This window comes from Nocardia sp. NPDC024068, assembly GCF_040638875.1.
Taxonomy (GTDB): domain Bacteria; phylum Actinomycetota; class Actinomycetes; order Mycobacteriales; family Mycobacteriaceae; genus Nocardia.
This window is the reverse complement of the sequence record NZ_JBEZYU010000042.1, coordinates 1-26,669: the sequence shown is the minus strand read 5'-3', so window position 1 is coordinate 26,669 and position 26,669 is coordinate 1. Positions and strand designations below refer to the sequence as shown.

Annotated in this window: 13 protein-coding genes; 5 read left to right on the top strand and 8 right to left on the bottom strand. The window is 69.9% G+C overall.

Annotated features, from left to right (window positions below):
• Positions 1 to 51 precede the first annotated feature (51 nt).
• The 4 genes from AB0F41_RS23995 to AB0F41_RS23980 form a co-directional block, all read right to left on the bottom strand.
• Positions 52 to 1,041, bottom strand: a complete 990-nt coding sequence (locus AB0F41_RS23995) for an ATP-binding cassette domain-containing protein (RefSeq protein WP_357427383.1) — start codon at positions 1,039 to 1,041, stop codon at positions 52 to 54.
• Positions 1,038 to 14,597: an amino acid adenylation domain-containing protein gene (locus AB0F41_RS23990; protein ID WP_357427381.1), complete on the bottom strand. Its 13,560-nt coding sequence runs from the start codon at positions 14,595 to 14,597 to the stop codon at positions 1,038 to 1,040. Before AB0F41_RS23990 ends, AB0F41_RS23995 begins: the two co-directional genes overlap by 4 nt.
• Before the next feature lie 382 nt (positions 14,598 to 14,979).
• Positions 14,980 to 16,605, bottom strand: a complete 1,626-nt coding sequence (gene lnt, locus AB0F41_RS23985) for an apolipoprotein N-acyltransferase (protein WP_357427429.1) — start codon at positions 16,603 to 16,605, stop codon at positions 14,980 to 14,982.
• A 127-nt stretch (positions 16,606 to 16,732) separates the two neighbouring features.
• Positions 16,733 to 18,331: an amidohydrolase family protein gene (locus tag AB0F41_RS23980; RefSeq protein WP_357427379.1), complete on the bottom strand. Its 1,599-nt coding sequence runs from the start codon at positions 18,329 to 18,331 to the stop codon at positions 16,733 to 16,735.
• 107 nt (positions 18,332 to 18,438) lie between these two features.
• Between AB0F41_RS23980 and AB0F41_RS23975 the strand changes: the two genes are divergently transcribed.
• Positions 18,439 to 18,825 (top strand): PPOX class F420-dependent oxidoreductase, encoded by a 387-nt coding sequence (locus AB0F41_RS23975; protein ID WP_357427377.1) that lies wholly within the window; start codon positions 18,439 to 18,441, stop codon positions 18,823 to 18,825.
• A 21-nt stretch (positions 18,826 to 18,846) separates the two neighbouring features.
• On the opposite strand, the gene AB0F41_RS23970 is transcribed toward AB0F41_RS23975, so the two are convergent.
• Positions 18,847 to 19,566 (bottom strand): glyoxalase, encoded by a 720-nt coding sequence (locus AB0F41_RS23970; RefSeq protein WP_357427375.1) that lies wholly within the window; start codon positions 19,564 to 19,566, stop codon positions 18,847 to 18,849.
• 108 nt (positions 19,567 to 19,674) lie between these two features.
• Between AB0F41_RS23970 and AB0F41_RS23965 the strand changes: the two genes are divergently transcribed.
• Entirely contained in the window at positions 19,675 to 20,235 is a 561-nt protein-coding gene (locus AB0F41_RS23965; RefSeq protein ID WP_357427373.1) for a PadR family transcriptional regulator, read from the top strand.
• A 6-nt stretch (positions 20,236 to 20,241) separates the two neighbouring features.
• Here AB0F41_RS23965 and AB0F41_RS23960 read toward each other — a convergent pair whose 3' ends face one another.
• The 3 genes from AB0F41_RS23960 to AB0F41_RS23950 form a co-directional block, all read right to left on the bottom strand.
• On the bottom strand, positions 20,242 to 20,751 hold the full coding sequence (locus AB0F41_RS23960) for an FxsA family protein (protein ID WP_357427371.1): 510 nt from the start codon (positions 20,749 to 20,751) through the stop codon (positions 20,242 to 20,244).
• A gap of 78 nt (positions 20,752 to 20,829) precedes the next feature.
• Positions 20,830 to 21,489, bottom strand: coding sequence for a response regulator transcription factor (locus AB0F41_RS23955; protein WP_357427369.1), 660 nt, complete (start codon positions 21,487 to 21,489; stop codon positions 20,830 to 20,832).
• A gap of 27 nt (positions 21,490 to 21,516) precedes the next feature.
• Positions 21,517 to 22,686, bottom strand: a complete 1,170-nt coding sequence (locus AB0F41_RS23950) for a histidine kinase (protein WP_357427367.1) — start codon at positions 22,684 to 22,686, stop codon at positions 21,517 to 21,519.
• 89 nt (positions 22,687 to 22,775) lie between these two features.
• On the opposite strand from AB0F41_RS23950, the gene AB0F41_RS23945 reads away from it, so the two are divergent.
• From AB0F41_RS23945 to AB0F41_RS23935, 3 genes are read left to right on the top strand one after another with little or no spacing between them, the layout of a single operon-like run.
• Complete coding sequence (locus AB0F41_RS23945) at positions 22,776 to 23,543, top strand: TSUP family transporter (protein ID WP_357427365.1); 768 nt, start codon at positions 22,776 to 22,778, stop codon at positions 23,541 to 23,543.
• Positions 23,544 to 23,585: 42 nt separating this feature from the next.
• The gene (locus AB0F41_RS23940; RefSeq protein WP_357427363.1) at positions 23,586 to 25,142 is read left to right on the top strand and encodes a TldD/PmbA family protein; all 1,557 of its coding nucleotides are present in this window, start codon (positions 23,586 to 23,588) and stop codon (positions 25,140 to 25,142) included.
• Positions 25,139 to 26,542, top strand: coding sequence for a metallopeptidase TldD-related protein (locus AB0F41_RS23935; RefSeq protein WP_357427361.1), 1,404 nt, complete (start codon positions 25,139 to 25,141; stop codon positions 26,540 to 26,542). The genes AB0F41_RS23940 and AB0F41_RS23935 overlap by 4 nt, the downstream gene beginning before the upstream one ends.
• The last annotated feature ends 127 nt before the right edge of the window (positions 26,543 to 26,669 follow it).

The window sequence follows — 26,669 nt, the reverse complement described above, 5'->3', positions numbered from 1 at the left end:
CCCCGGTTCCGGCTGTGGCGTCCACTTGTTCGACCGCGGCTTCTGCGGTGCTCACGACATGATCTCCTCGGGTGCCTCGTGGATTTCCGGCTCGGTGTCCGGCTGCGCCGGAGCTCCGGTGATGGACAGGAAGACGTCGTCGAGGCTGGGGCGGTGCACTCGCGCGTCGACAACCTGCACATCGGCGTCGTCGAGCCTGCGCAGCGCCTCGACCATGGTGCGGGAGCCGTCGCCGACCACCACCGACACCTCGTCGGCACTCGCCTCGTGCGCGGGCTCACCGATACCGATCTCGCCGAGCACCCGCAACGCGACCGCCGGATCATGGCCCGGCGTCAGAACGACGGTGAGGCGGTCGCCGCCGATCGAGGATTTCAGCTCGTCGGTGGTGCCGCGGGCGATGACCCGGCCCTTGTCGAGCACCGCGATCTTGTCGGCCAGCCGGTCCGCCTCCTCCAGGTACTGGGTGGTGAGCAATACCGTGGTGCCGTCCCGGACGAGTTCGGCGATCACCCGCCACATGTCCTTGCGGGCCCGCGGATCCAGGCCGGTGGTCGGTTCGTCGAGCACCACCACCGGCGGGCGCGCCACCAATGCCCCGGCCAGGTCGAGGCGGCGGGTCATACCGCCGGAATAGGTTCCGGCCCGGCGGTCGGCCGCCTCGACGAGCCCGAAATCGCGCAGGAGCTCCCGGGCCCGCGCCGCCGAAGTCTCCCGCGACATCCCGTAGAGCCGCGAAACCATCCGCAGATTCTCGTAACCGGTGAGGTTCGCGTCCACCGCGGCGTATTGGCCGGAAACTCCGATGAGGCGGCGCGCGCCGGCCGGATCGTGCAGGACGTCGACACCGGCGACCTGCACCGACCCGGCGTTCGGCTTCAGCAGCGTGGTGACGATACGAACAGCGGTCGTCTTACCCGCGCCGTTGGGGCCGAGCAGGCCCATCACGGTACCGGCGGGCACTTCGAGATCGACCTCGTCCAGTACCCGGGTCCGGCCGTAGATCTTCACCAGACCGGTGATCTGCACCGCGGGGTTCACTGAGCGTTCTCCTTCGTTTCGATACCGGGCTGTGACCGCGTCTTCGCGGAGTTGTCCGCGGCGCGCAGGTGTTCGGTGAGTACCGGGCCGATCAGGGCCAGCGATTCGGCGGTCGTCATCTCCGCGTGCGTGCACGCCAGTTCGTGGGCGCGCACCTCGCCGGTGACGAACTCCTGCCAGGCGCCGGGCCGGCGATCCGGTTCGGCCAGATTGACCGGATCGGTTCCGGCCGCGAAGAACAGCAGATCGCCGTCGAACACCCCTGGCCGGAACCCGTTCGCCTGGACCGTACCGTCGGCGTAGCCGGCGTACAGGCGTTCCAGATGTTCCAGGGTCAGCGCCTGGAACGGACCGGGACGGGAGCGCAGCAGATCGGCGGCCTCGGCCAGGGTCGGTTCCGGACCGTCGACGGCGAGTTGGCCGCCGAATTCGCCGAGGATCGCACCGATACCCGGGACGGCGTCGGCGGCGAGATCATCGGAGAGCCGGTAGCTGTCCAGCATGCTCAGCAGCGCGACCTGTTCACCGGCGGCCTGCAACCGGACGGCGATCTCGTGCGCGATCAGACCGCCGAGCGACCAGCCGAGCAGATGGTAGGGCCCGTGCGGCTGCACGTCGCGGATCCGGGCCACATAGTGTTCGGCGGCCTCGGCGATCGACCCGTATCCGGGATCTCCGGTCGCCTGCGGCGCCTGCAGCCCGTAGACCGGCCGGTCGGCGGGTAGTTCGGCGAGTAGTCCCGCATAGCACCAGGACAACCCGATCGCCGGATGTACGCAGAACAGCGGTGGCCGGTCCGAACCGGTGGCCGGGCGCAGCGGCAGCAGCGGGGCCAACGCGAGATCCATCGCATCGGCGGCGGTTCCGTCGCCCAGCCGCGCGGCGAGCGCCGCGGGTGTGGATTCACCGAACAGCAACTGCATCGGCAGCTCGAGCCCCGCTTCGCGGGCTCGTGCGACGACCTTCGTCGCGAGCAGTGAATTACCGCCCAGCTCGAAGAATCCGTCACCGGCGCCGACCCGCTCCACCTCGAGTACGTCCGCGAAGATCTCGCACAACGCGGTCTCCACCGGACCAACCGGCGCCCGGTACCCCTGTGTCCCGCCGAAGACCGGCGCGGGCAGCGCGGAGCGATCGAGTTTGCCGACGGGAGTCAGCGGCAGCCGGTCGATGAGCATGATCGACTGCGGGACCATGTAATTGGGCACCAGTCCGGACAGGTGTTCGGTCAACTCGGCCGCCGTGGTCCCGGGTCCGGCCTTCACATAGGACACCAGCGCGGTGGCGCCCGCGGCGGTCCGGTGTCCGACGGTGAGCGAGAACTCCACCGCCGGATAACGGCCGAGCGCGGCATCGATCTCACCCAGCTCGATCCGGAAACCACGAATCTTCACCTGGTGATCGGTGCGGCCGACGTATTCGATATCGCCCGGCCCGCCGCCGGGACCGGCGCCGATCCGCACCAGGTCACCGGTCCGGTACATCCGCTCACCCGGCTTGCCGAACGGATTGGCGACGAACCGCTGCGCCGTGAGCCCCGGCCGGTCGTGATATCCGCGGGCCAGCGCGCCACCGGCGAGGAACAACTCGCCGGTGACCCCGAGCGGCGCGGGCCGCAGCCGGGAATCGAGCACCATGGCGGCGACACCCCGGATCGGTTCGCCGATCGGGATCGGGCCGCCCGGGGACAGCGGCGAGGACATGACCGTGACGATGGTGGTCTCGGTGGGGCCGTAGACATTGTGCAGGTCACGCCCCGGTGCCCAGCGGGCCACCACCTCCGCCGGCAGTGCTTCACCACCCACCAGCACATGCTGGAAATCGGTGATGCCCTCCGGATCCACCGTGGCCAGGGCCGCCGTGGTGATGAACGCGTGGGTGATCCGCTCGGCGGTCAGCACCCGCGCCAGCTCGGCTCCGCCGACGACTCCGGGCGGGGTCAGGACCAGCGTGCCCGCACCGCCCAGCGCGAACAGCAGATCCAGCATCGCGGCATCGAAACTCGGTGTCGCGAAGTGCAGGATCCGGCTGCCCGGCCGGACATCGAACCGATGCGCGGTCTCCGCGGCGAAATTGGACAGACCCCGGTGGGTGACCACGACGCCCTTCGGGGTTCCGGTGGACCCGGAGGTGTAGACCACATAGGCGGGGTTGTCCATCCGCAGCGGCGCGGTCCGTTCCGTATCGGCGACCCGGGCGCTCGACGCGCACAGGACCTGTTCGCGGACGTCCGGATCGTCGAGTGCCAGCCAGCGGCAGTCGTCCGGGAGCCGATCGCGGTATTCGGCGAGAGTGAGTCCCAGGGCCGCACCGGAATCGGCGAGCATATGGGTGATCCGCGCCGCCGGGTAGCCGGGATCCACCGGTACGAAGGCCGCGCCGGTCTTGGTCACCGCCAGCACCGTCGCCACCGATTCGATCGTCCGCGGAATACCCAGTGCCACCAGGGTTTCCGGGCCGACCCCGTGCGCCATCAGGACCCGGGCCAGCCGATTGCTCCAGCGGTCGAGCGCGTCATAGGTGACCTCGACACCGGCCGCGGCCAGTGCGACCGCCTGCCGGTCCACGGCCGCCGCGGCGCCGAAGACCTCCGGAAGGGTCACCGGATTATCGGGGTCGGAACGACGCAACGGGGCCAGCGCCGACCATTCGGACGGTTCGAGCAGCTCCAGATCCCCGACCGGTACCGAAGGATCGGCGACGATCGCGCCCAGCAGCCGGATCAGCCGGCGTCCCAGCCGCGCCGCGCTCGGTTCGTCGAACAGATCGGCGGCGTAGTTCACCGACAGGGTGATACCGCCCGGCTTCCGATCGCCGGTATGGCATTCGGTGAGCGTGAACTGCAGATCGAATTTCGCGATACCCGGGTCGATATCCAGCGCCTCGATGCTCAGGCCCGGCAGATCCAGCGCCCGCACCGGTTCATCGTGCACCGAGAGCATGATCTGGAACAGCGGGTGGTGGGCCCGGGAACGCGCCGGGTTCAGTACCTCCACCAACCGCTCGAACGGCAGCTCGGCATGCCCGAACGCGTCGAGATCGGTACTGCGCACGGTATCGAGCAGATCGGTGAACCGATCGCCGGACCCGACCGGGGTCCGCAGCACCAGGGTGTTGACGAACATCCCGATCATCCGGTCCAGTTCCGGCCTGCCGCGACCCGCGACCGCGGTACCGACCGCGATATCACCGGATCCGGTGACCCGGTGCAGCAGCACGGCCAGGGCGGCGTGCAACACCATGAAGAGACTGACATTGTGCCGGCCGGCGAGATCCTTCAGATCACGGTGCAGATCGGCGTCGAGCCGTTCCTGCACTGTGCCCCCGCGATAGGACGGTACCGGCGGGCGGGGCCGGTCGGCGGGTACCGCGAGCAACTCGGGCAACCCGCCGAGGGTGTCGCGCCAGTAGTCGAGCTGGCCGCGGATCGACGACGCGGGATCGTCCTCGTCGCCGAGCATTTCGCGCTGCCACAGGGTGTAGTCGATGTACTGCAGCCCGTCATCGTCGGCCGGCGGTTCCGCACCGAGCCGGACCGCGCGATAGGCGCCGGCCACCTCGGCGGCCAGCGGTGCCAGCGACCAGCCGTCCATCGCGATGTGGTGGACGACCAGCACGAGAACATATTCATCGGGTGCGACGGCGAACAGTGCCGCGCGCAGCGGTACCCCGGTGGCCAGATCGAAGCCGGGGGCGACGAAACGCGCGATGGCGCCGTGGAGGTCGTCGGCGGCGGCCGCCGGACTGTGCAGGGTGATCGCGGCCTCGGCCGCCGGGATCACCCGCTGGACCGGTTCACCGTCGACCTCCGGGAACACCGTGCGCAGGGTTTCGTGCCGTTCCTGCACACGGTGCAGCGCGGTGGTGAGCGCGGCATGGTCGAGCGGGCCCCGCAACCGCAGCACCATGGGGACGTTGTACGCACCCTGCGCGGCGTCCGGGTCTCCCGAACCACCGAAGCGTTCCAGGAACCACAGTCGCTGCTGGGCCGGGGAAAGCGGAATCCGCTCCGGCCGTTCCCGCCGCACCAGCGCGGGACCGGCGGTGCCATCGGCTTCGTCGTCCAGTAGTGCCGCGAGTTCCGCGACCGTCGGCGCGGCGAACACCGTGCGTACGGCGATCCGGGCACCGGTGGCCGCGGCCAGCCGGCCCACCAGCTGGGTGGCCAGCAGCGAGTTTCCGCCGATATCGAAGAAACTCTCGTTCACATCGGCGACCGCGCTGCCGGCCAGTTCCCCCATCACCGCGGCGACCAGGCGCTCGGTGGCGGTTTCCGGTGCGCGTCCGGCCCGGGCCGCCGGTAGCGCCCGGGGTTCGGGCAGCGCGGCGATATCGAGTTTGCCGACCGGGGTGAGCGGAATCTCGTCGAGCAACGTGAACGCCGACGGGACCATATGCCGGGGCAGCCGCTGCGCCAGATGGTCGCGCAGCTCCTCCGGCTCGGGCCGGTTACCGGGGTCGGCCGGCCGGACATAGGCCACGAGCCGGTCGGTACCGCCGACACCGCGCACCTCGGTGTGGGCGAAGTGGATCGCCGGATGCGCGGCGAGCGCGGCGGTGATCTCACCGAGTTCGATCCGGAATCCGCGGACCTTCACCTGGCTGTCGCTGCGGCCGAGATAGCGCAGATCGCCGTCGGCGGTCCAGCGGACGACGTCACCGGTGCGGTACATGCGGGCGCCGGTGGGCCCGTAGGGGTCGGCGACGAACCGGGACGCGGTGAGCCCGAACCTCTCGTGGTAGCCCCTGGCCAGGCCGGGCCCGCCCAGGTAGAGCTCACCGGGCACACCGGTCGGCACCGGCCGCAGTCGTTCGTCGAGGACCAGGGCGCGGGTGCCGCGGATCAGACCCCCCAATCCGGCGGGGCGGTCGACCGCGACCGGTGTCACCGAGACCACCACGGTGGTTTCGGTGGGCCCGTAGGCGTTGAACATTCGCCGGCCGGGTGCCCAGCGGGCGACCAGTTCCGGGCCGAGATGCTCCCCGCCGACCATCAACCCCTTCAACCGCGGCAGCGGCCACCGGGAGCCGTCGATGGTGGCCAGCGCCGCCGGGGTGATGAAGGTGTGGGTGACCTCGGCCCGGGTCATGAGTTCGGCCAGTTCGTCGCCGCCGTACACCTCGGGCGGGACGATCACCATCGCGGCGCCCGCGCCGATCGCCAGCAGCAGGTCCAGGATCGCCGCGTCGAAACTCGGCGAGGAGAAGTGCAGGGTCCGCGCGGCGGGGTGCACCGCGAGCCGATCGCGGAACTCGTCGGCGAGATCGGCGAGCGCGCCCTGGGTGGCGGTGACGCCCTTGGGGGTGCCGGTGGAGCCGGAGGTGTAGATCAGATAGGCGGGATTGCCGATCCGCAGCGGGCGCACCCGTTCGCGGTCGGTGACCGGGTCCGGTGCCGATCCGGCGATCTCGCGGTGCCCGGCCGGCGCGTCGAGCAAGAGCCACTCGATGTCTTCGCCGCCGGCGGCACGCAGATTGTCGGCATGACCGGTCCGGGTGATACCGAAGGCGCAACCGGAGTCGGCGAGCATATGTTTCACCCGCTCCGGCGGGTAGTTCGGATCCACCGGCACGAACGCCGCACCGGCTTTGGCGATTCCGAGCATGGTGGCCACCGAATCGGCGGATCTGGTGAGTCCCAGCGCGACCTTGTCCCCCGTACCCAGCCCGCGCCGGATCAGGGCGCGTGCCAGACGGTTGGCCCGGCGGTCCAGTTCGGCGTAGGTGAGGACGGTGTCGTCGGTGTAGAGCGCGGGCCGGTGCCCGTGGGCGAGCACGGTCGAGCCGAAGAGCGCGGCGAGGGTGCGCGGAATACCGGGAGCGGGTCCGCGTGCCGGGCTGAGCGTCGCCCGCTCGGTATCGGTCCGGGTGTCGATATCGCCCACCGGGACCGCGGGGTCGGCAGCGATCGTGGTGAGCACCCGCAGGAACCGGTCGGCCAGGGTCGCGACGGTGGCGGCGTCGAACAATTCATCGGCGTAGACGAATTCGAGTTCGCCGCCGTCCAGTTCACCGGCCCGCAGTTCCAGATCGAACTTCGCGCGGGCGATATCGAGCGGTGCCGCCGCGACGGTCAGCCCCGGCAGTTCGAGCGGCGGGACCGCGGTATCGGCCACGGTGAGCGCCACCTGGAACAGTGGGTGACGACCGGTGGCACGGGGGTCGTTGCCGAGCGCGCCCACGACCTGTTCGAAGGGGATATCGGCGTTGGCCAGCGCACCCAGTTCGGAATCGCGGTCGGCCAGCAGTAGCTCGGCGAACGGCCGGGCGGGATCGATATCGGAGCGCAGTACCAGGGTGTTGACGAACATCCCCACCAGATCCGCGAGGCGGCGGTCGGTGCGCCCGGCCACCGGGGTGCCGATGGCGATATCGCGGCCGCCGGTCACCGCGCGCAGCAATACCGCCAGCGCGGACCGCATCAGCATGAAGGCGCTCACCCCGTGGGTGTGGGCCAGCGCCGTCAACGCCTGCCGCACAGGTTCCGGGATGGTGCGGCGCACGGTGGCGGCGGTCTGCCGGGGTTCGGCGGGACGCGGCCGGTCGTAGGGCAGCGGCAGTTCGTCGGGCAGCCCGGCCAGCCGGTCCCGCCAGTAGCCCAGCTGGCGCGCCGCGAGGCTGTCGGGGTCGGTATCGGCGCCGAGATGTTCCCGCTGCCACAGCCCGAAATCGGCGTACTGGACCTCGAGCGGAGCCCATTCCGGCTCGGCCCCGGCGGATCGCGCCTGGTAGGCGACCGCGAGGTCCCGGGTGAGTGGTGCCAGTGACCAGCCGTCGGCGGCGATATGGTGCACCACCACGCCGAGCCGGTACCGGTTCTCCCCGGTCCGCAGCAGTATGGCGCGCAACGGGCCGCCGGAGGTGAGATCGAAACCGGTGGTGGCGCATTCGTTCAGCAGTGCCTCCGCCGCATCGGGCGTGGCGTCGCGCGGTTCCAGCGCGGGCAGCGCCCAGGGCGCGGGCAGAATCCGCTGCTGCGCGCCGGACCCGTCGTCGGGGTAGACGGTCCGCAGCACTTCGTGCCGTTCGACGAGGTCGCCCAGCGCCGCCCGGAGGGCGGGTACGTCCAGCGCGCCCTCGATATCGAGAGCGAACGCGATGTTGTAGGCACTGGATTCGGGAGCGAACCGGTTCAGGAACCACAACCGCTGCTGCGGCAGCGACAGCGGCAGCCGGGCCGGTCGCGGATCGTAGGCGGTCAGCGGCACCCGGACGGTCACCGGTGTCCGGACGAGGTGTTCGGTGAGCGTGGCGACGGTCGGCGCCTCGAAAACGGTGCGTACCGGCAGATCGACACCGAACTGTTCGTACAGTTCGCCGACGAGCCGGGTCGCCAGCAGCGAATTACCGCCCAGATCGAAGAACCCGTCTTCGGCGCCGGGAACCTCACGCCCCAATACCTGGCCGAAGATCTCGGCGACCCGGCGTTCGGCGTCGGTCGCGGGCGGGCGTGATGCGACGGTCGTGGCGAGAAAATCCGGCTCGGGCAATGCTTTACGGTCGAGTTTGCCCGACGGGGCCGTCGGGAATTCCGGCAGCCGGGTGACGGCGTCGGGGACCATATAGCCCGGCAGCCGTCCGCGGACGGTCGCCCGGACGGCGGCGGGGTCGAGTTCGGTATCCGCGACGAGGTACGCGGCCAGGCGCTGATGCCCCTGGGCGTCGGTGTGCACCACGGTCAGCGCCGAACGCACTCCGGGGTGGGTGCACAGGACGTGGTCGATCTCGGACAGCTCGATCCGGAATCCGCGCAGTTTCACCTGATCATCGGCGCGTCCGAGGAACCGGAGGCGTCCGGACCGATCGGCCACCACCAGATCGCCGGTCCGGTACATCCGTTCACCGCGGCGGCCGTAGGGGTTGGCCGCGAAGCGGGCGGCGGTGAGGCCGTGCCGGCCGTGGTAACCGCGCGCCAGGCCCGGTCCCGAGAGGTAGAGCTCGCCGGGGGTGCCGGGCGGTACCGGGCGCAGCCGGGAGTCGAGGACGAACAGCCGCATCCCCCGGACCGGATGGCCGAGCGGTACCGGACGTCCGGCACGCATCGGCCCGGACATGGTGGCCGCCACCGTAGCCTCGGACGGCCCGTACATATTGTGCATGCGGTACCGGTCCGCCCAGGTGGCCACGAGTTCGGGCCCGCAGGCCTCGCCGCCGACCATGACCGTCTGCAACCGGTCCAGGCCGGCCGGATCGACGGTGGCGAGCGCGGCCGGGGTGACGAACGCGTGGGTCACGCGCTCGACCCGCAGCAGCTGGGCGAGTTCGGTGCCGCCGTAGATATCGGGGGGCGCGATCACCACGGTCGCCCCGCAGGCGAATCCGAGCAGCAGCTCGAGCACCGAGGCGTCGAAGCTCGGTGAGGAGAAGTGCAGGGTCCGCGAGGCCGGGGTGACGCCGAACAGGTAGCACTGTTCGGCGGCGAACGATGCCAGCCCGGCATGGGTCACGACCACGGCTTTCGGCGTTCCGGTGGACCCGGAGGTGTAGATCAGGTAGGCCGGGTGCGTGGTGCGCAGCGGCCGGACACGATCGGCGTCGGTGACCGTGGCGGCGGATTCGGCGGCGCACGCCGATTCGAACTCCAGCGAGCCGGGCACCAGCCAGGTCTCGACGGCCTGTTCGGGCAGCGCCGCCAGCTGATCCGGCCCGGTGATCCCCAGGCGCGCACCGGAATCGATGAGCATATGCGCAATCCGGTCACGCGGATAGCCCGGGTCGACCGGCACGTACGCGGCGCCGGTTCGGGCGACCGCCCAGATCGCGGTGATGGCGTCGAGCCCACGCGGCAGCGCCACCGCGACCACCGTCTCGGGTCCGGCGCCCCGCGCGATCAGCAACCGGGCCAGGCGGTTGGCCCGTTCGTCGAGTTCCCGGTAGCTGGTATCGCGGCCGCGCCAGCGCACCGCGACACCGTCGGGGTCGCGGACCGCGGACCGGTGCAGCAGTTCCGACAGCGATACCGGCGGCTCGGCGGGACCACCGGCCAGCGGGACGAGATTCCCGTATTCGCGCCGGTCCAGTACGTCGATATCGCCGATCGGCCGGCCGGGCGCGGCGACCGCCGCGCCGAGTACGCTGACGAACCGGCGGGCAATTGCCGCAATCGTGCGTTCATCGAAAACATCGGTGGCATAACCCATTTCGACGTGCAGTTCGCCACCGGAGTTGTCGTCGTGCACTTCGAGCTGCAGATCGAACTTGGCGATATCGGCGTCCAGGGGCAGGATCTCGGTGCGCACGCCGGGCAGGTCCAGGTCGAGTTCCCCGGCGTTGTCGTAGGACAGCATCACCTGGAACAGCGGATGCCGGGCACCGGAACGTTCCGGGTTCACGACGTCCACCAGCCGCTCGAACGGCACATCGGCGTTGGCGAACGCGTTGAGATCGGTTTCCCGGACGATATCGAGCATCCGGTCGAAATCGGCCGCGGGATCGACCTCGGTCCGCAGGACCAGGGTATTGACGAACATCCCGACGAGTTCGTCCAGCGCGGGATCGGTGCGGCCCGCGATGGGGGTGCCGATCACGATATCTGTGCTGCCGCAGATCCGGGACAGCAGTGTGGCCAGGGCCGCGTGCACCACCATGAACATGCTCGCCCCGCGGGAGGCGGCCAGTTCCGCCGCGGCTCTCCGGGTTCCGGCCGGGATGGTGAACGCGACCCGCCCGCCCTCGGTGGAGCGGCGTGCGGGACGCGGGCGGTCCAGGGGGAGGTCGAGCTGATCGGGCAGGCCGGCCAGTTCGGCCCGCCAATGGGTGACCTGACGGCTCAGCGCGCTGGCCGGATCGGATTCCTCTCCGAGCAGTTCACGCTGCCAGAGCGTGAAGTCGGCGTACTGCACGGGCAGCGGGGTCCATTCCGGCGCCCGGCCCGCGGCCCGCGCGGCGACCGCATCGGTGAGGTCGCGGGCCAGTGGCGCGACCGACCAGCCGTCGCCGCAGATATGGTGCAGAACCAGCACCAGCACATGGCAGTCGGTATCGGTGGCGTAGAGCGCGACCCGGAACGGGAGTTCGGTGCGCAGGTCGAACGGTTGCGAAACGAATTCGGCCGTTCGCCGGGTGATATCGGCAGCGCCGACCTGAACGGCCTCCAGGTCCACCGGCACCTCCGGCAGCGGATGTATCAGCTGCTGCGGGCCCGCACCGAGATCCGGGAAGGTGGTGCGCAGGCTCTCGTGGCGCCCCAGCACATCACGCAGGCCCGCGCGCAGCGCGTCGATATCGAGATTGCCGTCGAGTTGCACGGCCACCGGCATGTTGTAGGCCGCGGCGTGTTCGGCGAATCGGTTCAGGATCCACAGCCGCTGCTGGGCCGGGGACAGCGGAATACGGTCCGGCCGGGTCGCCGGGACCAGCTGCGGGGACGCCAGGTCCGGCTCACTCACGGTGAACCGTTCGGTCAGTTCGGCGATGGTGCCGGCCTCGAACAGGTCGCGGATGGTCAGCGCGGTGCCGAGCGCGGTATTGATCCGGGCCACCGCCCGCGCCGCGACCAGCGAATTGCCGCCGAGTTCGAAGAAGCCGTCCTCGATACCGACCTCCTCGACGCCGAGGAGATCGGCGAAGATCGCCACCAGCGCCTCTTCGACTTCGGTGCGGGGCGCGGTGCGGGTCCGGGTGCCGGATACGACGGGCACCGGGAGCGCCGCGCGGTCGATTTTGCCGTTGCTGTTGAGCGGCAGCTCCGCGAGGGCGGTCACCGTATCCGGGATCATGTACGCGGGCAGTGATCCGGCCAGGTCGGACCGCAGCGAATCGGTGTCCGGCTCCCCGTCGCCCCGGGGCACCACGTACGCGGCGAGCCGGTCGCCGGCCGGGGTGTGGTGGGCGACGCATACCGCGCGGGCGATCCGCGGATCGGCCAGCAGCGCCGATTCGATCTCGCCGAGTTCGATCCGCAGCCCGCGGATCTTCACCTGGAAATCGGTACGGCCCAGGTAATCCAGAACACCCTGCGGGGCATCCGGGGCGGCGAGCCGCCAGCGGGCCAGATCGCCGGTCCGGTACATCCGCTCCCCCGGACTGAACGGGTCGGCCACGAACCGGTCCGCGGTGAGAGTGGCCTGCCCGAGATAGCCGCGGGCCAGCTGCACCCCGGCCAGATACAGTTCGCCGACCGCGCCCGGAGGTACGGGGCGCAATTCGGAGTCGAGCACATAGGTCCGGGTGTTCCACACCGGCGAGCCGATCGGCACGCTGTCCGGATCGGCCGGGCAGGGCCAATAGGTGACGTCGACGGCGGCCTCGGTCGGCCCGTAGAGGTTGTGCAGGCGCGGGCCCGGCAGCGCGGTATGGAATTCGCGCACCGTCGCGGGCGGCAGCGCCTCACCACTGCAGAAGACCCGGCGAAGTGATACGCATCCGCCCACCTCGGTCTCGGTGACGAACACCGAGAGCATCGAGGGAACGAAATGCGCTGTGGTTACCTCCTTTTCGCGGATCAGAGCAGCGAGGTAGGCGGGGTCACGGTGACCGTCCGGCCGCGCCACCACCAGCCGGGCGCCGGTCTGCAACGGCCAGAAGAACTCCCAGACCGAGACGTCGAAGGTGGCAGGCGTCTTCTGCAGCACGGTATCGGTGGAATCGAGCCGGTACTCGTGTTGCATCCAGCGCAACCGGTTCACGATCGCCCGGTGCGTGACGCCGACTCCCTTCGGCGTGCCGGTGGACCCGGAGGTGAACAGCAGATACGCCAGATGGTCGGGGCGCAGTGGGGTGATCCGGTCGGCATCGGTGACCGGAGCCGGATCGAGGTGGGCGAGATCGGCGGTATCCACCGCCAGACAATCGATATTCGCCGGCGGTTCGAGACGATCACGGTCGGCCACCAGCAGGGCGACCGGCCGGGCGCGGTCCACGATCCCCTCCAGCCGCCGCACCGGATGCTCCGGATCCAGCGGCAGATACGCGGCGCCGGTTTTCACCACCGCGTACATGGCGGTCACCAGGTCGAGGCTGCGGCGCAGGCACAGCGCCACCACCTGTTCCGGCCCGGCGCCCTCGGTGATGAGCAGCCGCGCCAGCCGGTTGGCCCGTTCGTCGAGTTCCCGATAGGTCAGTGCCTCGTCCTCGAACTCCACCGCCACCGCATCCGGGCAGCGCTGTGCCCGATCGGCGAAAATACTTGCCAGCGTGCCGGGTTCCACCTCGGCCGCCGTGTCGTTCCAGGCCTCGAGAACCTGGCGGCGTTCACCGTCGGTGAGCACCGGGATCGCGCCGATCAGGGTGTCGGAGGCCGCATTCAGGAAGCGATCCAGGAAACCGATGTACCGCCGGTGGTGCGCGGCGACCTCGTCTTCGCTGTACAGCAGCGGATTGGCCTCGAAATCGAGGTGCATCGGGCCACCGTCGGCGTTGTAGAGGTTGACCGACAGATCCTCGACCGGCCCGGTGGCCAGGACGTGGGCGGTGACGCCGAGATCGGCGAACCGCAGCGGCCGGCTGAACAGCATGATGTTGATCATGGGGCCGAAGAATCCGCGGGTATCGCGGTTGTAGCCACAGTCCCGGCGGATATCGTCGTGCCGGTAGCGCTGATGCCGCAAGGCGCCGGTGACCTGCCGCTCCACCGCGCGTACCACATCGGAAACCGTTGTGGCGGAATCGAACCGGATCCGCAGGGGCACCACATTCGATACCACGCCCGCGGACCGGCGCAGCGATACCGTGGTCCGCGCGGAAACCGGCAGGCTCAGCACCACATCGTTCTCACCGGTCATCGCCCGCACGTAGCAGGCCATGGCGGCGGCGAACAGCACCGGGTTCGAGGCGTCGCGCGCGGTCGCGGCGGCCGCCACCGCGGTTTCGGTGGCGGGGGCGAGCCTATCGGTCACCAGCCGGCGCCCGGGATCGGAATCGGGGGCAGCCGGGTTGGCGACCGTGGACAGGCTCACCACGTCACCGGCGCCCTCGAGCAGTTCGCGCCAGTACTGCCCGTCGGTGGCGAAACGCTGCGAGTTCCGGTATTCGATCTCGCCGCTGTAGAGCTCGGCCAGCGGAGTCGCGCGCGAGACGGACGGCTCCCGGGATTCGCTGTAGGCGGTGTAGATCTCCGCCGTGCGTTCCAGCGCGTTCATCGCGGCGTAGCCGTCGATGACGATATGGTGCGCCCGCGAGTACCAGATGTAGTCGCGGTCGCCGGTGCGCAGAACGGCGTTGAAGACGAGAGGGTCGTGGTCGAAATCGGTCGGGGTCCGGACGTCGTCCTTCATCCAGCGCAGCGCCGCGGCGTGCGGGTCGGGTTCGGACCGCAGATCCAGCCGTGCCCAACCGGGCCGGGCCGCCGGGTCGATCACCTGATGCGGCACCCCGCCGACCTGCACGATCCGCTGCAACCCCACCTGGGTTTCCACCCCGAAGCGTTCGATCGCGTAGAGCAGCAAACCGGGATCCAGTTCACCGTGGAACTCAACGTATTCCGCAATGACCAGCGGAATGTCCGGCTGGATCCGCTGGGCGTACCACATCGCTGTCTGTGCCGGTGTGAGTGGAAAGGGATCGGCCGAAATCTCTGCGGACGAACTGTTATCGACCCCGGTGGCCGACGATCTCATCAATCACTCCGTTCTACAGCTAGACACTCCCCGAACAGCCCACGAGCGGCCGATACCGGTCGTGGGTGTGATTCACGACTGGTTATTCGGAGCGTCACCTTGAATGGATTGCAGTCGAAACCGAATGGTTACCTGGAGCCGGTGCAGCTTCCGGACCACAGTGTCCGAATTCCGGCGCGGTGTCCTGCCATGTAGCGGAATAACGCTTCACTTCATGCCCGGCAGCCCGGGCGCTGACTAGATCCTACGCACAAAGAGCGTAAGTGTTTACCCTCCGCGACCAAAAAATAAACCGGCCGGTTCGCGGTGCGGAACATCGGCCCGCGACGGTACTCGGCACCGGCCCGGAGAGCCCCGGCGCGAGCGCCACACCGTCCGGCGATCAGTGCTGGACGGATACCTCGACATCGCCGTCGGAGCGGCGGGCGTTACGCCGGCGGAACAGCGCGAACACCACCGCACCGGCCGTCACCAGCACCGCAGCCAGCTCGGGCCAGGGCCCGGCCGCCGTGGCAACCGTCGTGGAGGTCCGCAGCGGGACCTGCGCCACGAGCGCTTCCGGCACGAACAGCTCGCTCTGCTGCCGCACCGTCCCGTCCGCCGCGATGATCGCGCTGACCCCGGACGTCGCTGCCACGACCAGCGATCTCCCGTGCTCCACCGCCCGCACTCGCGACATCGCGAGCTGCTGATAGGTCATTTCACTGTCACCGAAAGTCGCATTGTTCGTGGGCACCGTGAGTAATTGCGCCCCGGAACGAAGAGAATCCCGGAAAGCGCGATCGAAAGCTACTTCGTAACAGGTTGCCACCCCGATTTCCGTACCCGAGGCCCGAATTGTTCCATCACCGTGACCCGGAACGAAGTAGCCCGCTCTGTCCGCATAGTCGGAAAAGAGGCGAAAGAATCCCCGCATCGGGAGATATTCACCGAAAGGTTGTACTATTTTTTTGTCATGGCGGTCACCGGGACCTTCTGCACCGGTCCAGACCATTACCGAATTAGTGGTGGTGCGATCGCCGTTGACCAGCACCGCGCCCACCAGAATCGGTGCCGAGATCCGCTGCGCCGCGCGGGTGATGAGCGCGGCGGCGTCCGGATTGCGCAACGGGTCGATATCGGAGGAGTTCTCGGGCCAGACGACGACATCCGGCGCGGGAAACCGACCGGAGGCCACCTCGTCGGCCAACTGTTCGGTCCGGCGTACGTGATTGTCGAGTACGGCCCGGCGCTGGGCATTGAAATCCAGCCCCAATCGCGGCACGCTGCCCTGGATGGCCGCCACCGTGATGGTGCTGTCGCCGTCCAGCGGACCGGGGAGAGTGGCACGTACCGCGAAACCCGCCAGGGGCAACAGCACACAGACGAGCGCGGCGACGGCGACCGGGACCACCGGATGGCGGCGCACCGCTACCGGGGATTCCGGGGCGGCGGGTTTCGGGGCGGTTCCGCCGGGACGCCGGGCGAACTCGACCAGGCCGAGCACGACCGCCGCCCCGCAGGTACCGCTCAGCGCCACCGCGAAACTCACCAGCGGCGCCCCGCCCACCGACGCCAGCGGCAGAAACCACCCGTCCGCCTGACCGAACGCCAGCCGGCCCCACGGAAACCCCCCGAACGGAAAACTGGATCGGCCCCATTCGGCGGCGGACCAGGCCAGCGCGACCCACAGCGGCCAGCCCGGCAGACGCCCCACGATCCGGACCAGAATGCCGAACAGCCCTATATATAGGGCGCACGCCGTAGAGAGAGCGATCCACGGCACCGGGCCCACATAGATACCGGTCCACGGCAGCAGCGGAAGGAAGAACCCGAGGCCGGCGAGGAAGCCGTACCCGAAACCGGACCGCCACCGGGCACAGTCCCGCAGCACCAGGGTGAGCAGCGCGATCCCGGCCGGGGCGAGGAACCACCACGGCCGGGGCGGGAAACTCCCGAACAGCAGCAGTCCGGACACCAGCGCGGCCACCGAGCGGATGACCGCCGGATGGCGGCCGAGCAGGCGCACGGCGGGATGGCGGCCGAACCGCTCGGTCCAGCCGGGCCGGGAGGTATCCGGCCGGGTCGGCGTATCGGCCTGATTCACTGGGAGATCCTGTCGTCGCATCCTGGTCGGGACTGTGCGGGGGCCGGGTTCACGCGCTGTACAGGGTGACGCCCCGGTGCACAGTGTGCAGACAGCGCGGCAGTTCGGCGCCCGGGGTCAGCGGCGGCAGTCCGGGGACCCGCGAGCGCGGGTCGGTCGACCAGCGCTGGACCGAATCGGCGGGCGCGCCGACCACCAGTTCGGCGGCGTCCCATACCGCGTAGGAGGCGGGCGCGCCGGGCGCGAGGGTCCCGGCGACACCGTCGCGCACGCCCCCGGCCCGCCACGCGCCACGGGTGGCGGCGGCGAAGGCCGCGCGCGGGGAGAGCCCGTGCCCGGCGGTGCGGTGGTGCACCGCCGCCCGGACGGCCGCCCAGGGATCCAGCGCGGTGACCGGTGCGTCCGAGCCGATCGCCAGCGATACCCCGGCCGAGGCCATCGCCGCGAACGGATTCGAGGCGCGTGCGCGGTCCACGCCGAGGCGCTCGGCGTACATACCGTCCGTTCCGCCCCATGCTCGGTCGAAGGCGGGTTGCACGCTGGCGATCACGCCCCAGGTCGCCAGGGCCTCGATCTGACCGGAGTCGAGCAGCTCCGCGTGTTCCACCCGGTGCCCGCGCGCCGCGATCGCCGGGCCGCCGAGTTCGGTGGCGACCCGGCCGAAGCCGGCGACCACCGCATCCAGCGCCGCGTCGCCGATCGCGTGGAATCCGGCCTGGATTCCGGCCTCGGTGCAGGCCCGGACATGGGCGGCGATCGCGTCGGTGTCGAGATAGGACACCCCGGTGCCGGAATGGTCGGCGTAGGGCTCCCGCAACCAGGCGGTGTGGGAGCCGAGGGACCCGTCGACGAACAGATCTCCGCCGAGCGCGTGCGCCCCGAGTTCGGCCACCAGGTCTCCGGCTTCCCCGGCGCTGCGGACCGCCTGCCCCCAGTAGGCGCGGACCTGCACGCCGTGTTCGAACACGAGCAGTTCCCGCAGGTCGGTCTCCCCCTCGATCTCCGGTCCCGCGCATTCGTGGACGACCGCCACACCGTGGGCGGCCGCGGTATCCAGGGCCGTACGGCGGGCCGCGTCGCGCTGTGCGCGGGTGAGGTGGCCACGGGCCGCGGCCCGCACCAGATGGTGCGCCTGCGCGCGAACCGGTTCACCCGCCCGGTATCCGTCAGCGGCCCGCAACTCCGGCACCGCGTCGAGCAACGCGGTGGAGGCCACCGCCGAATGCGCGTCCACCCGGGCCAGATACACCACTCGCCCGGCACCGGCCGCGGTATCGATGTCCTCGGCCGTCGGCGGCCGGCGCTCCGGCCAGCGGGTCTCATCCCAGCCGTCGGCCAGGATCGCGCCGTCGGGGTGGCGCGCCGCGAACTGTGCGAGCAACTCCAGGCAGTGCGGCAGCGAGCGGGCCGCGGAGAGGTCAAGGCCCATCCGCTGCAGGCCGTAGGCGGTGGTGTGCAGATGCGGTTCCACGAACGCCGGGGTGACGAACGCGCCGTCGAGATCACGGACCTCGGCGTCGGGGTGCAACGCCCGCCCCACATGATCGGCGCCGAGCCAGACCACCACGCCGTCGGTGACCGCCATGGCGGTGGCGTCGGGGGCCGCCGCACTGTAGATCCGACCTCCGACCAGCAGCTGCGTACTCACGGGGATCCAGTCTGCCGCACCGCCGCGGTGACCGTGCGGCGGGTGGGGCCCGTCCCGCCGCCGATCGCCGGATCGCCTCTGGCCCGGTGGCGAATTACCCTGCCTGCATGACCAATGCTCCCGGTGCGGTCGGTACCGCCGACTACGTCCTGCTCACCACGTTCCGCAAGGACGGCACTCCGGTCGCCACGCCGCTGTGGGTGGTGGCCGAGGAAGGCAAGGTGTACGTCTGGACGGTCACCGACAGCTGGAAGGTGAAGCGGCTGCGACGCAATCCCGAGGTGACGATGCAGCCGTGTGATTTCCGCGGCAATCCCCGGGGCGAGGTGGTACACGGGACCGGCCGCGTCCTCGACGATTCCGGTAGCGAACATGTCCGCCGCCTGATCCGCCGCAAGTACCGGCTGTCGGGTCCGCTGATCGTCTGGGGCAGCACCCTGCGGCGGGGGAAGTCCGGCACGGTCGGTATCGAACTCACCCCCGCGCCCGAGTAGCGGGCCTCCGCCCGGGACAGCTCAGTTCCGGGGCTTGTCCAGCCATTCGGTCAGGTCGTCGGCGGCGGACAGTTCCCCGGCGAGTGCGGCACGTTCCTCCGCGTTCAGTTCGAGTGCCCGCAGGTCTGCCTGACGCTCGGCCACCTTGTCCGGTTTTTCCAGTGCCACCGCCAGTTCGGCGAGCGCGGCGTAGGCGCGGGCCAGATCCGTCCGGCTCGCGTCGGCGCCGTGGCGGCGCAGCCCGGCCTCGATCGCCCGTTCCGCGGCCTTGTGGTCGGTTTTGAAATCACGCAGGATCCGGGCGTTGTCGAGGACCCGCGCCAGGCCGGTGAGATCCGCGGAGCCGCCGTACTCGAGCGCCTCCGGTTCCTCCTTCGCTATGTAGATGATCCAGTTCCCGTCCGGGTCGATCAGGCTGAAACGGGTCTGGCCCGGACGGAAACGGGTGACACGCCCGTTCCCGCGCGCGGGAATGGTTCCGTACCGCTCCCGCAGCGCGGCGGTGAACGCCCGATGCCGGGCGGCCACATCGTCCACCATGACCAGGCAGCCCGTCGTCCCTTCCGCGACACCGCCGTCGGGCGCAGCGGTGAAGTGGAGGTCGCAGTCGTACGCGCGCACCGCACCGTAGATATAGGGCTTCGTCTGCCGATAGGTGACCGTATAGCCGAGCACCTCGTAGAAATCGAGCGTGACGGCCAGATCGCGCACCGGCAGCACCGGGACCGCGGTATCTCCCATGAGATGCCTTTCGATAATCAAGTTTGAGTACCCGACCTTAATGAGCGCCGGCTCCGGAAGTCAAACTTGAGTACCGTACTGTTCCGGGAGGCGAGATAAGGAGCGCGGATGTCGGCGGTACGGCTACTGGTACTCGGGGTGACACGACGGCAGCAGCCGACGCACGGCTACGCCGTCCGCCGCGAACTGCTGTCGTGGCGGGCCGATACCTGGACCAACGTGCAGCCGGGGTCGATCTATCACGCCATCAAACAGCTCACCCTGGAGGGAAAACTGCGCACGCTGGGTTCGGAGGGCGGCAACCGCGGGCCGGGCCGCACCCTGTTCGAACTGACCCCGGCGGGTGAGGTGGAATTCCGGGAGCGCATGGATACGGCGTTGACCAGTGTGGATATGGAGGAGCTGGGCGCCGGGATAGCGTTCATGGACGCGTTACCACGCGCGGAGGTGATCGCGAAACTGGAGGAGCAGCGCGCGCGTAGCCGGCAGATCCGCGACGACCTGCTCGGCATGGTCGGCGACTATCCGGGACGCTACGAGCCCCCGCACGCCACCGATCTGCTCGAACTGTGGAGTGGAGTTTTCGACAACCTCACCGGCTGGACCGCGGGGGTGCTCACCCGCCTGCGGGGCGGCGAGTACGGGATGGCCGACGATCCGGCCCGCTGAACCACCTCAGCCGCGTGCGCCGGGACCCGGGTACGGTCCCGGCTCCAGGATCATCGGGGCCTTGCGGGGTTCATCGGTGTACCACTCGTCCACCACGACCCCGTCGACGATATCGGCGTCCACCACGGTCACCCCGCGATGCCGGGCGGCGGCGGTGAGGGTGGCCACCCGCCGGGCCGCCAGCGCCGATACCACCGGGCGGATCAGCGCGCGGGTGGGCGGGAGCAACATCAGCAAACCCACCACCGAGGTGACCAGGCCCGGTACGAACATGAGGGCACTACCGAGCACCACCAGCGCGCCGTCGGCCACCGCGGAGCCCGGCGTGACCTCGCCACGGCTCACCCCGCGGAACTGTTCGGCAACCCGCCGCCACTGGGAGCCCAGCAACAGCATGCCGGCGGCCGAACTGGCGATGAGCAGCAGGATCGCCGGCACCGCGCCGAGCCAGGCGACGGCGGCGGCGAACGCGGCGATCTCGACGACGAGGTAGACGAGGAAACCGAGGACGGGCATGGGCGAACCTTTCGGGTCGGACTACCCGTGCAACGAACGAACGGCCGGTTTTGCTCCCGGAATGCCGCAATTCGGGCGTCAACCGCCCGGACGGACCAGCCCGGTCTCGTAGGCGAGCACCACCGCCTGCACCCGGTCACGCAACCCGAGCTTGGTCAGCACCCGCCCGACATGCGTTTTCACCGTCGCCTCGGAAAGGAACAGCTCCGCCGCGATCTCCGCGTTGGATCGGCCGGCGGCGATCTGCCCCAGCACCTCACGCTCCCGGACGGTGAGCACTTCCAGCACAGCCGGATCGCGCGACGGCGCCGGTTCCTCGGCGATCAGCCGGTCGAGCAGGCGTTTGGTGACCTTCGGGGACACCACCGCGTCACCGGCCGCGACACTGCGGATGGCGGAGATCAGATCTTCGGGCGGGGTGTCCTTGAGCAGGAACCCGCTCGCCCCGGCGCGCAGCGCGCCCAGCGCGTGTTCGTCGAGGTCGAAGGTGGTCATCACCAGCACCCGGGTGCCGTGGTCGGCCTCGAGGATGCGTCCGGTGGCGGTGACCCCGTCCACCACCGGCATCCGGACGTCCATGAGCACCACATCGGGAGTGAGTTCCGCGGCCCGGGCGACGGCGGTGGCACCGTTGTCGGCCTCGCCGACCACCTCGATATCGGGATGCGCGCCGAGCACCATCTTCAACCCCACACGCATGAGTTCCTGGTCGTCGACTACGAGCACGGTGATCGGCACGCGCTCCAATGTAGTGGCGGCGAGGCGCTATTCCTGATCCGGTGGCGCCAGTGGTATCCGGGCGTGCACCCGCCACGCCCCGTCGGCCGTGCGGCCGGCCTCCAGGCTGCCGCCGAGCACCGCCATCCGTTCACGCATTCCGGCCAAACCCAGTCCGCTGCCCTGTATCCGGTCTTCGGGCCGCACCGGCACCCCGCCGGAATCGGTGACCTCGACCTCGATATGGTCGGTGCGCCGCCGCACCCGGACCCAGGCCTTCGGATGGGCGCCGGCGTGCCGCAGCGTATTGGTCAGGGCCTCCTGCACGATCCGGTGCAACCCCAGACTCACCTCGGGCGCCACCTCGTCCAGTTCTCCGGCCAGTTCCAATTCGACCGCCAGACCCGCGTCCCGCATGAGCTGCGTCACCCGGGCCAGGCCCGCGGTGCCGTGCTGGGGCACCTGGTCGGGGGCGTGTTCGGTACGCAAGAGGGCGACGGTGCGGCGTAGTTCACGCAACGCCTCGCGCCCGGTGCCGGCGATGGTGACCAGCGCCTGTTCGGTCGTATCCGGATCGGCCCGCAGGGCGTAGCGGGCGCCGTCGGCCTGGACGATCATCACGCTCACCGCGTGCGCGACCACATCGTGCAGTTCCCGGGCGATGCGGGTGCGTTCGGCCGAGACCGCGTCGTGGGCACGGCGTTCCCGGTCGGAGTCGGCGACCGCGAGCCGGGCCGCGACCTCCGCGTCGTAGGCGCGGCGGGCGCCGGAGAATTCGGCCAGTGCCCAGCAGAGCGCGAAGAACACGCTCACGAACGCGAGATCCGCGCCTTTGAACCCGCTCACCAGGGCCATGCCGTACACGGTGTCGGCGATCAGCGCGAGCCCGTACCAGAGACCTTCGCGGCGGCCGAGGTAGGCGACCAGGGTGTACAGCATGATCCCGTGCCCGAGCAGTGCGCCGTGCACGGTGGGGTCGCCGACGATGTAGCCGATGGTGCCGGCGCAGAACGACAGCACCATGAAGGTGACCGCCATCGCCCGCGGATAGACCCGCCGCAACGCGATGGGCAGCGGGATCAGTACCGAGAAGACCAGGAACGCGGCCGTGTTGGTGGCGTCCTGGGATACCGCCAGGTCGAGCAGCAGCAGCAATCCGGCCAGGACGGAATCCGCCACGACGGGTTTGTCTCGAAGCCACAGGCTGAACCGGCGCACCCGCCCAGCCTAGGAGGCGTGCTGCGGCCGCCCACCCGGCCGGACCGCGGGGCGTGGGCGTGCGCGGACCGTCTGGTTTGCTGAGCACCGTGGATGTGACCGATTGGATATTGCTGCTCTCGGCCGCCACCGCGGCCGGATGGGTGGACGCGGTGGTGGGCGGCGGCGGACTGATCGTGTTGCCGACCCTGCTGCTCGTGGCCCCCGGCCTGGCTCCGCAGACCGCGCTGGGCACCAACAAATTGGCCGCGGTCGCCGGTACCGCCACCGCGGCCGCCACCTTCGCCCGCAAGGTTCCGATGCAGTGGCGGCTGCTGGTGCCCGCCGCGACGCTGGCGGCGGCCACCTCGGCGGCCGGGGCGGCGGCGGTATCGCTCATCGACCGCGACCTTTTCATTCCTATCGTGCTGGGGGTGCTGATCGGGGTGGCGATCTTCGTGACCGCCCGGCCGACGATCGGTATCACCCTGGCCACCCATCCGCCGTCGCGGCGTAAGACGATCCTGGTGATCGGCCTGGCCGCGGGGCTCATCGGCGCCTACGACGGACTCCTGGGGCCGGGCACCGGCACATTCCTCATCATCACCTTCGCGACGCTGCTCGGAACGGAGTTCGTCCGCGCCGCCGCCATGGCGAAGGTCATCAACTGTGGATCCAATATCGGGGCACTGATCTTCTTCGGCGCCACCGGGCATGTGCTGTGGGCGCTGGGCGCGGCCATGGCGCTGTCCAATATCGCGGGCTCGGTGGTCGGTTCGCGGATGGCGCTGGCCCGCGGCGCGGAGTTCGTCCGGGTGGTGCTGCTGGTGGTCGTGGTGGCGATGGTGATCCGCCTCGGCTGGCAGCAGTTCGGCTGAGTGCCGCGCCCGGAGAGGTTGCGTGGCACTAGGTTGGGCAGAGTGACTACGGCGACCTCCACCGGGCGGGGCGGGCAACCCCCCGGCCACGATATCGATCCGGAATTCGCGGACCTACCGCTGGCGGCACTGACCGACGCGGCACTGTCGGCGGCGCGCGCGGCCGGGGCCGAGCACGCCGACCTGCGGGTACACCGGTTGTGCACGCAGTCCGTCCGGTTACGCGACGGCCGCGTCGAGGCCCTCACCGATGAGGTGGAACTCGGTTTCGCGGTCCGGGTGATCGTGGACGGCACCTGGGGTTTCGCTTCGCACGCCGTGCTGGATCCGGGCACCGCGGCCGAGGTCGCGCGGTCGGCGGTCGCGGTGGCGACCGGTCTGCGCGCACTCAACCGCGAGCGGGTGGAACTCGCCCCCGAACCCCGCTACGACGACGCCCGCTGGGTGTCGTCGTATCTGATCGACCCGTTCACCGTGCCCGCCGCCGAGAAGGTGGCACTGCTGCAGGACTATTCGGGCCGGTTGTCCGCGGCCGACGGTGTGGATCATGTGTCGGCGTCACTGCTGCAGGTGAAGGAGCAGACCTACTACGCCGATACCGCCGGGTCGTCGATCATCCAGCAGCGGGTACGCCTGCAGCCGCAGTTCGAGGCGATCACCGTGGACAGCGCCTCGGGCGCGTTCGAGACCATGCGCACCCTGGCCCCACCGGTCGGGCGCGGCTGGGAGTACGTGACCGGGACGGACGGGACCTGGGACTGGGATACCGAACTGGCCCGGATCCCGGAGTGGCTGGCGGAGAAGGTGAAGGCGCCGAGTGTGGTCGCCGGGCCCACCGATCTGGTGATCGACCCCACCAACCTGTGGCTCACCATCCACGAATCCATCGGCCACGCCACCGAATACGACCGGGCCATCGGTTACGAATCGGCCTATGCCGGTACTTCTTTCGCGACCCCCGACAAGCTCGGCACCCTGCGCTACGGCACCCCGATCATGCATGTCACCGCCGACCGGGTGCAGGAACACGGCCTGGCGACCGTCGGCTACGACGACGACGGGGTGGCCGGGCAACGCTGGGATCTGGTGCGCGACGGCGTTCTCGTGGGCTACCAGCTCGACCGGGTGTTCGCGCCGCGGCTGGGCCTGGACCGCTCCAACGGCTGCTCGTATGCCGATTCCCCGCATCACGTTCCCATCCAGCGGATGGCAAACGTCTCCCTGCAACCCGATCCCGAGAACGACACCGGTACCGCGGAACTGATCTCGCGAGTCCGGAACGGCATCTACATCGTGGGTGACAAGAGCTGGTCGATCGATATGCAGCGCTACAACTTCCAGTTCACCGGCCAGCGGTTCTTCCGCATCCGCGACGGCGAACTGGACGGCCAGCTCCGCGATGTCGCCTACCAGGCCACGACCACCGATTTCTGGGGTTCGATGGAGGCCGTCGGCGGGCCGTCGACCTGGCAGCTCGGTGGCGCGTTCAACTGCGGCAAGGCTCAGCCCGGGCAGATCGCGGCGGTCAGCCACGGCTGCCCATCCGTGCTGGTACGGGGCGTGAACGTGCTCAACACCCGGATGGAGGCCGGACGATGACCCGGATCGATGCGGGTGTACTGCCCGCGGGCGAAGTGATCGAACGGGTGCTCGCGCTGTCCCGGGCCGACGAGGCGATCGTGATCGTCACCGACGACTACGACGCGTCCCTGCGCTGGGCCGGTAACTCCATGACCACGAACGGGCAGTCGGTATCCCGGCGTTGGTCGGTGATCTCGGTGTACCGCGAGGGCCCGCGGGCGGCGCGGGTCGGCAGTGTGGCCTCGACCAGCGTGGATCCCGCCGATATCGAGGGTGTGGTCCGTGCGAGCGAGGCGGCGGCGACCGCCGCCGAACCCGCTCGCGACGCCATGCCGCTGCTGGACGCGGATACCGCGACGCCGGCCCCGGATTGGGCGGACGCACCCGCCGCCACCGGTATCGACGTGTTCTCCGGTCTCGCGGCCGAGCTGGCGACCGGATTCGACGGCACCGACCGGCTCTACGGATTCGCCCACCACCAGGTACAGACCACCTGGCTCGGCACCTCCACCGGCGTGCGCCGCCGCTACACCCAGCCCACCGGGTCGGTCGAGATCAACGGCAAACGCGGTGCCGGCGCCGAGCTGGCCAGCGCCTGGGTCGGGGCGGGCACCACCGACTTCGCCGATGTGGATATCCCGGCGCTGCTGTCGGAACTGTCGCGGCGGCTGGATTGGTCGGCGCGCCGGGTGGAACTGCCCGCGGGACGGTACGAGACCCTGCTGCCGCCCTCGACGGTCGCGGATCTGCTCATCTACATGTACTGGTCCATGGAGGGGCGGGGCGCGCACGAGGGGCACAGTGCCTTCGCCACGGCGGGCGGCACCCGGATCGGCGAGCGGCTCACCGATATCCCGCTGACCCTGTCGTCGGACCCGGATGCCCCGGGGCTGCAATGCCTGCCGTTCGTGGCGACCCCGGCGTCCTCGGAAGCGCTGTCGGTATTCGACAACGGGATGGCGGCGCGGCGGGTGGACTGGTTGCGCGACGGCGCGATCGCCGATCTGGTGTATCCGCGCGCCACCGCCGCCGACTACGACGCCTCCCCCACCGTCCCGGTGGGGAACCTGCTGCTCACCGGCGGTTCGGGGGCAACCCTGGACGAGATGATCGCGCGTACCGAACGCGGTCTGCTGCTCACCACCCTCTGGTACATCCGCGAGGTGGACCCGGCGACCCTGCTGCTCACCGGCCTCACCCGCGACGGGGTGTATCTGGTGGAGAACGGTGAGGTCACCGGGGCGGTGAACAACTTCCGGTTCAACGAGAGTCCGCTGGATCTCCTGCGCAGGGTCACCGAAGCCGGGGCGACGGAGCAGACGCTGCCCCGGGAGTGGAAGGACTGGTTCACCCGGACGGCGATGCCGCCGCTGCGGGTGCCCGATTTCCATATGTCCTCGGTCAGCCAGGCAACCTGACGGGGGCTGTGTTTTTTGGCGCTGTGTTTTTTGGCGCGGCTTCGCCGCGCGGGGTTCGGCCCTCTTGGCGTCTGCTGTCAGCCCTCGAGACAGATCGGAATAGCAAACTACTCAACTCCATTCACAT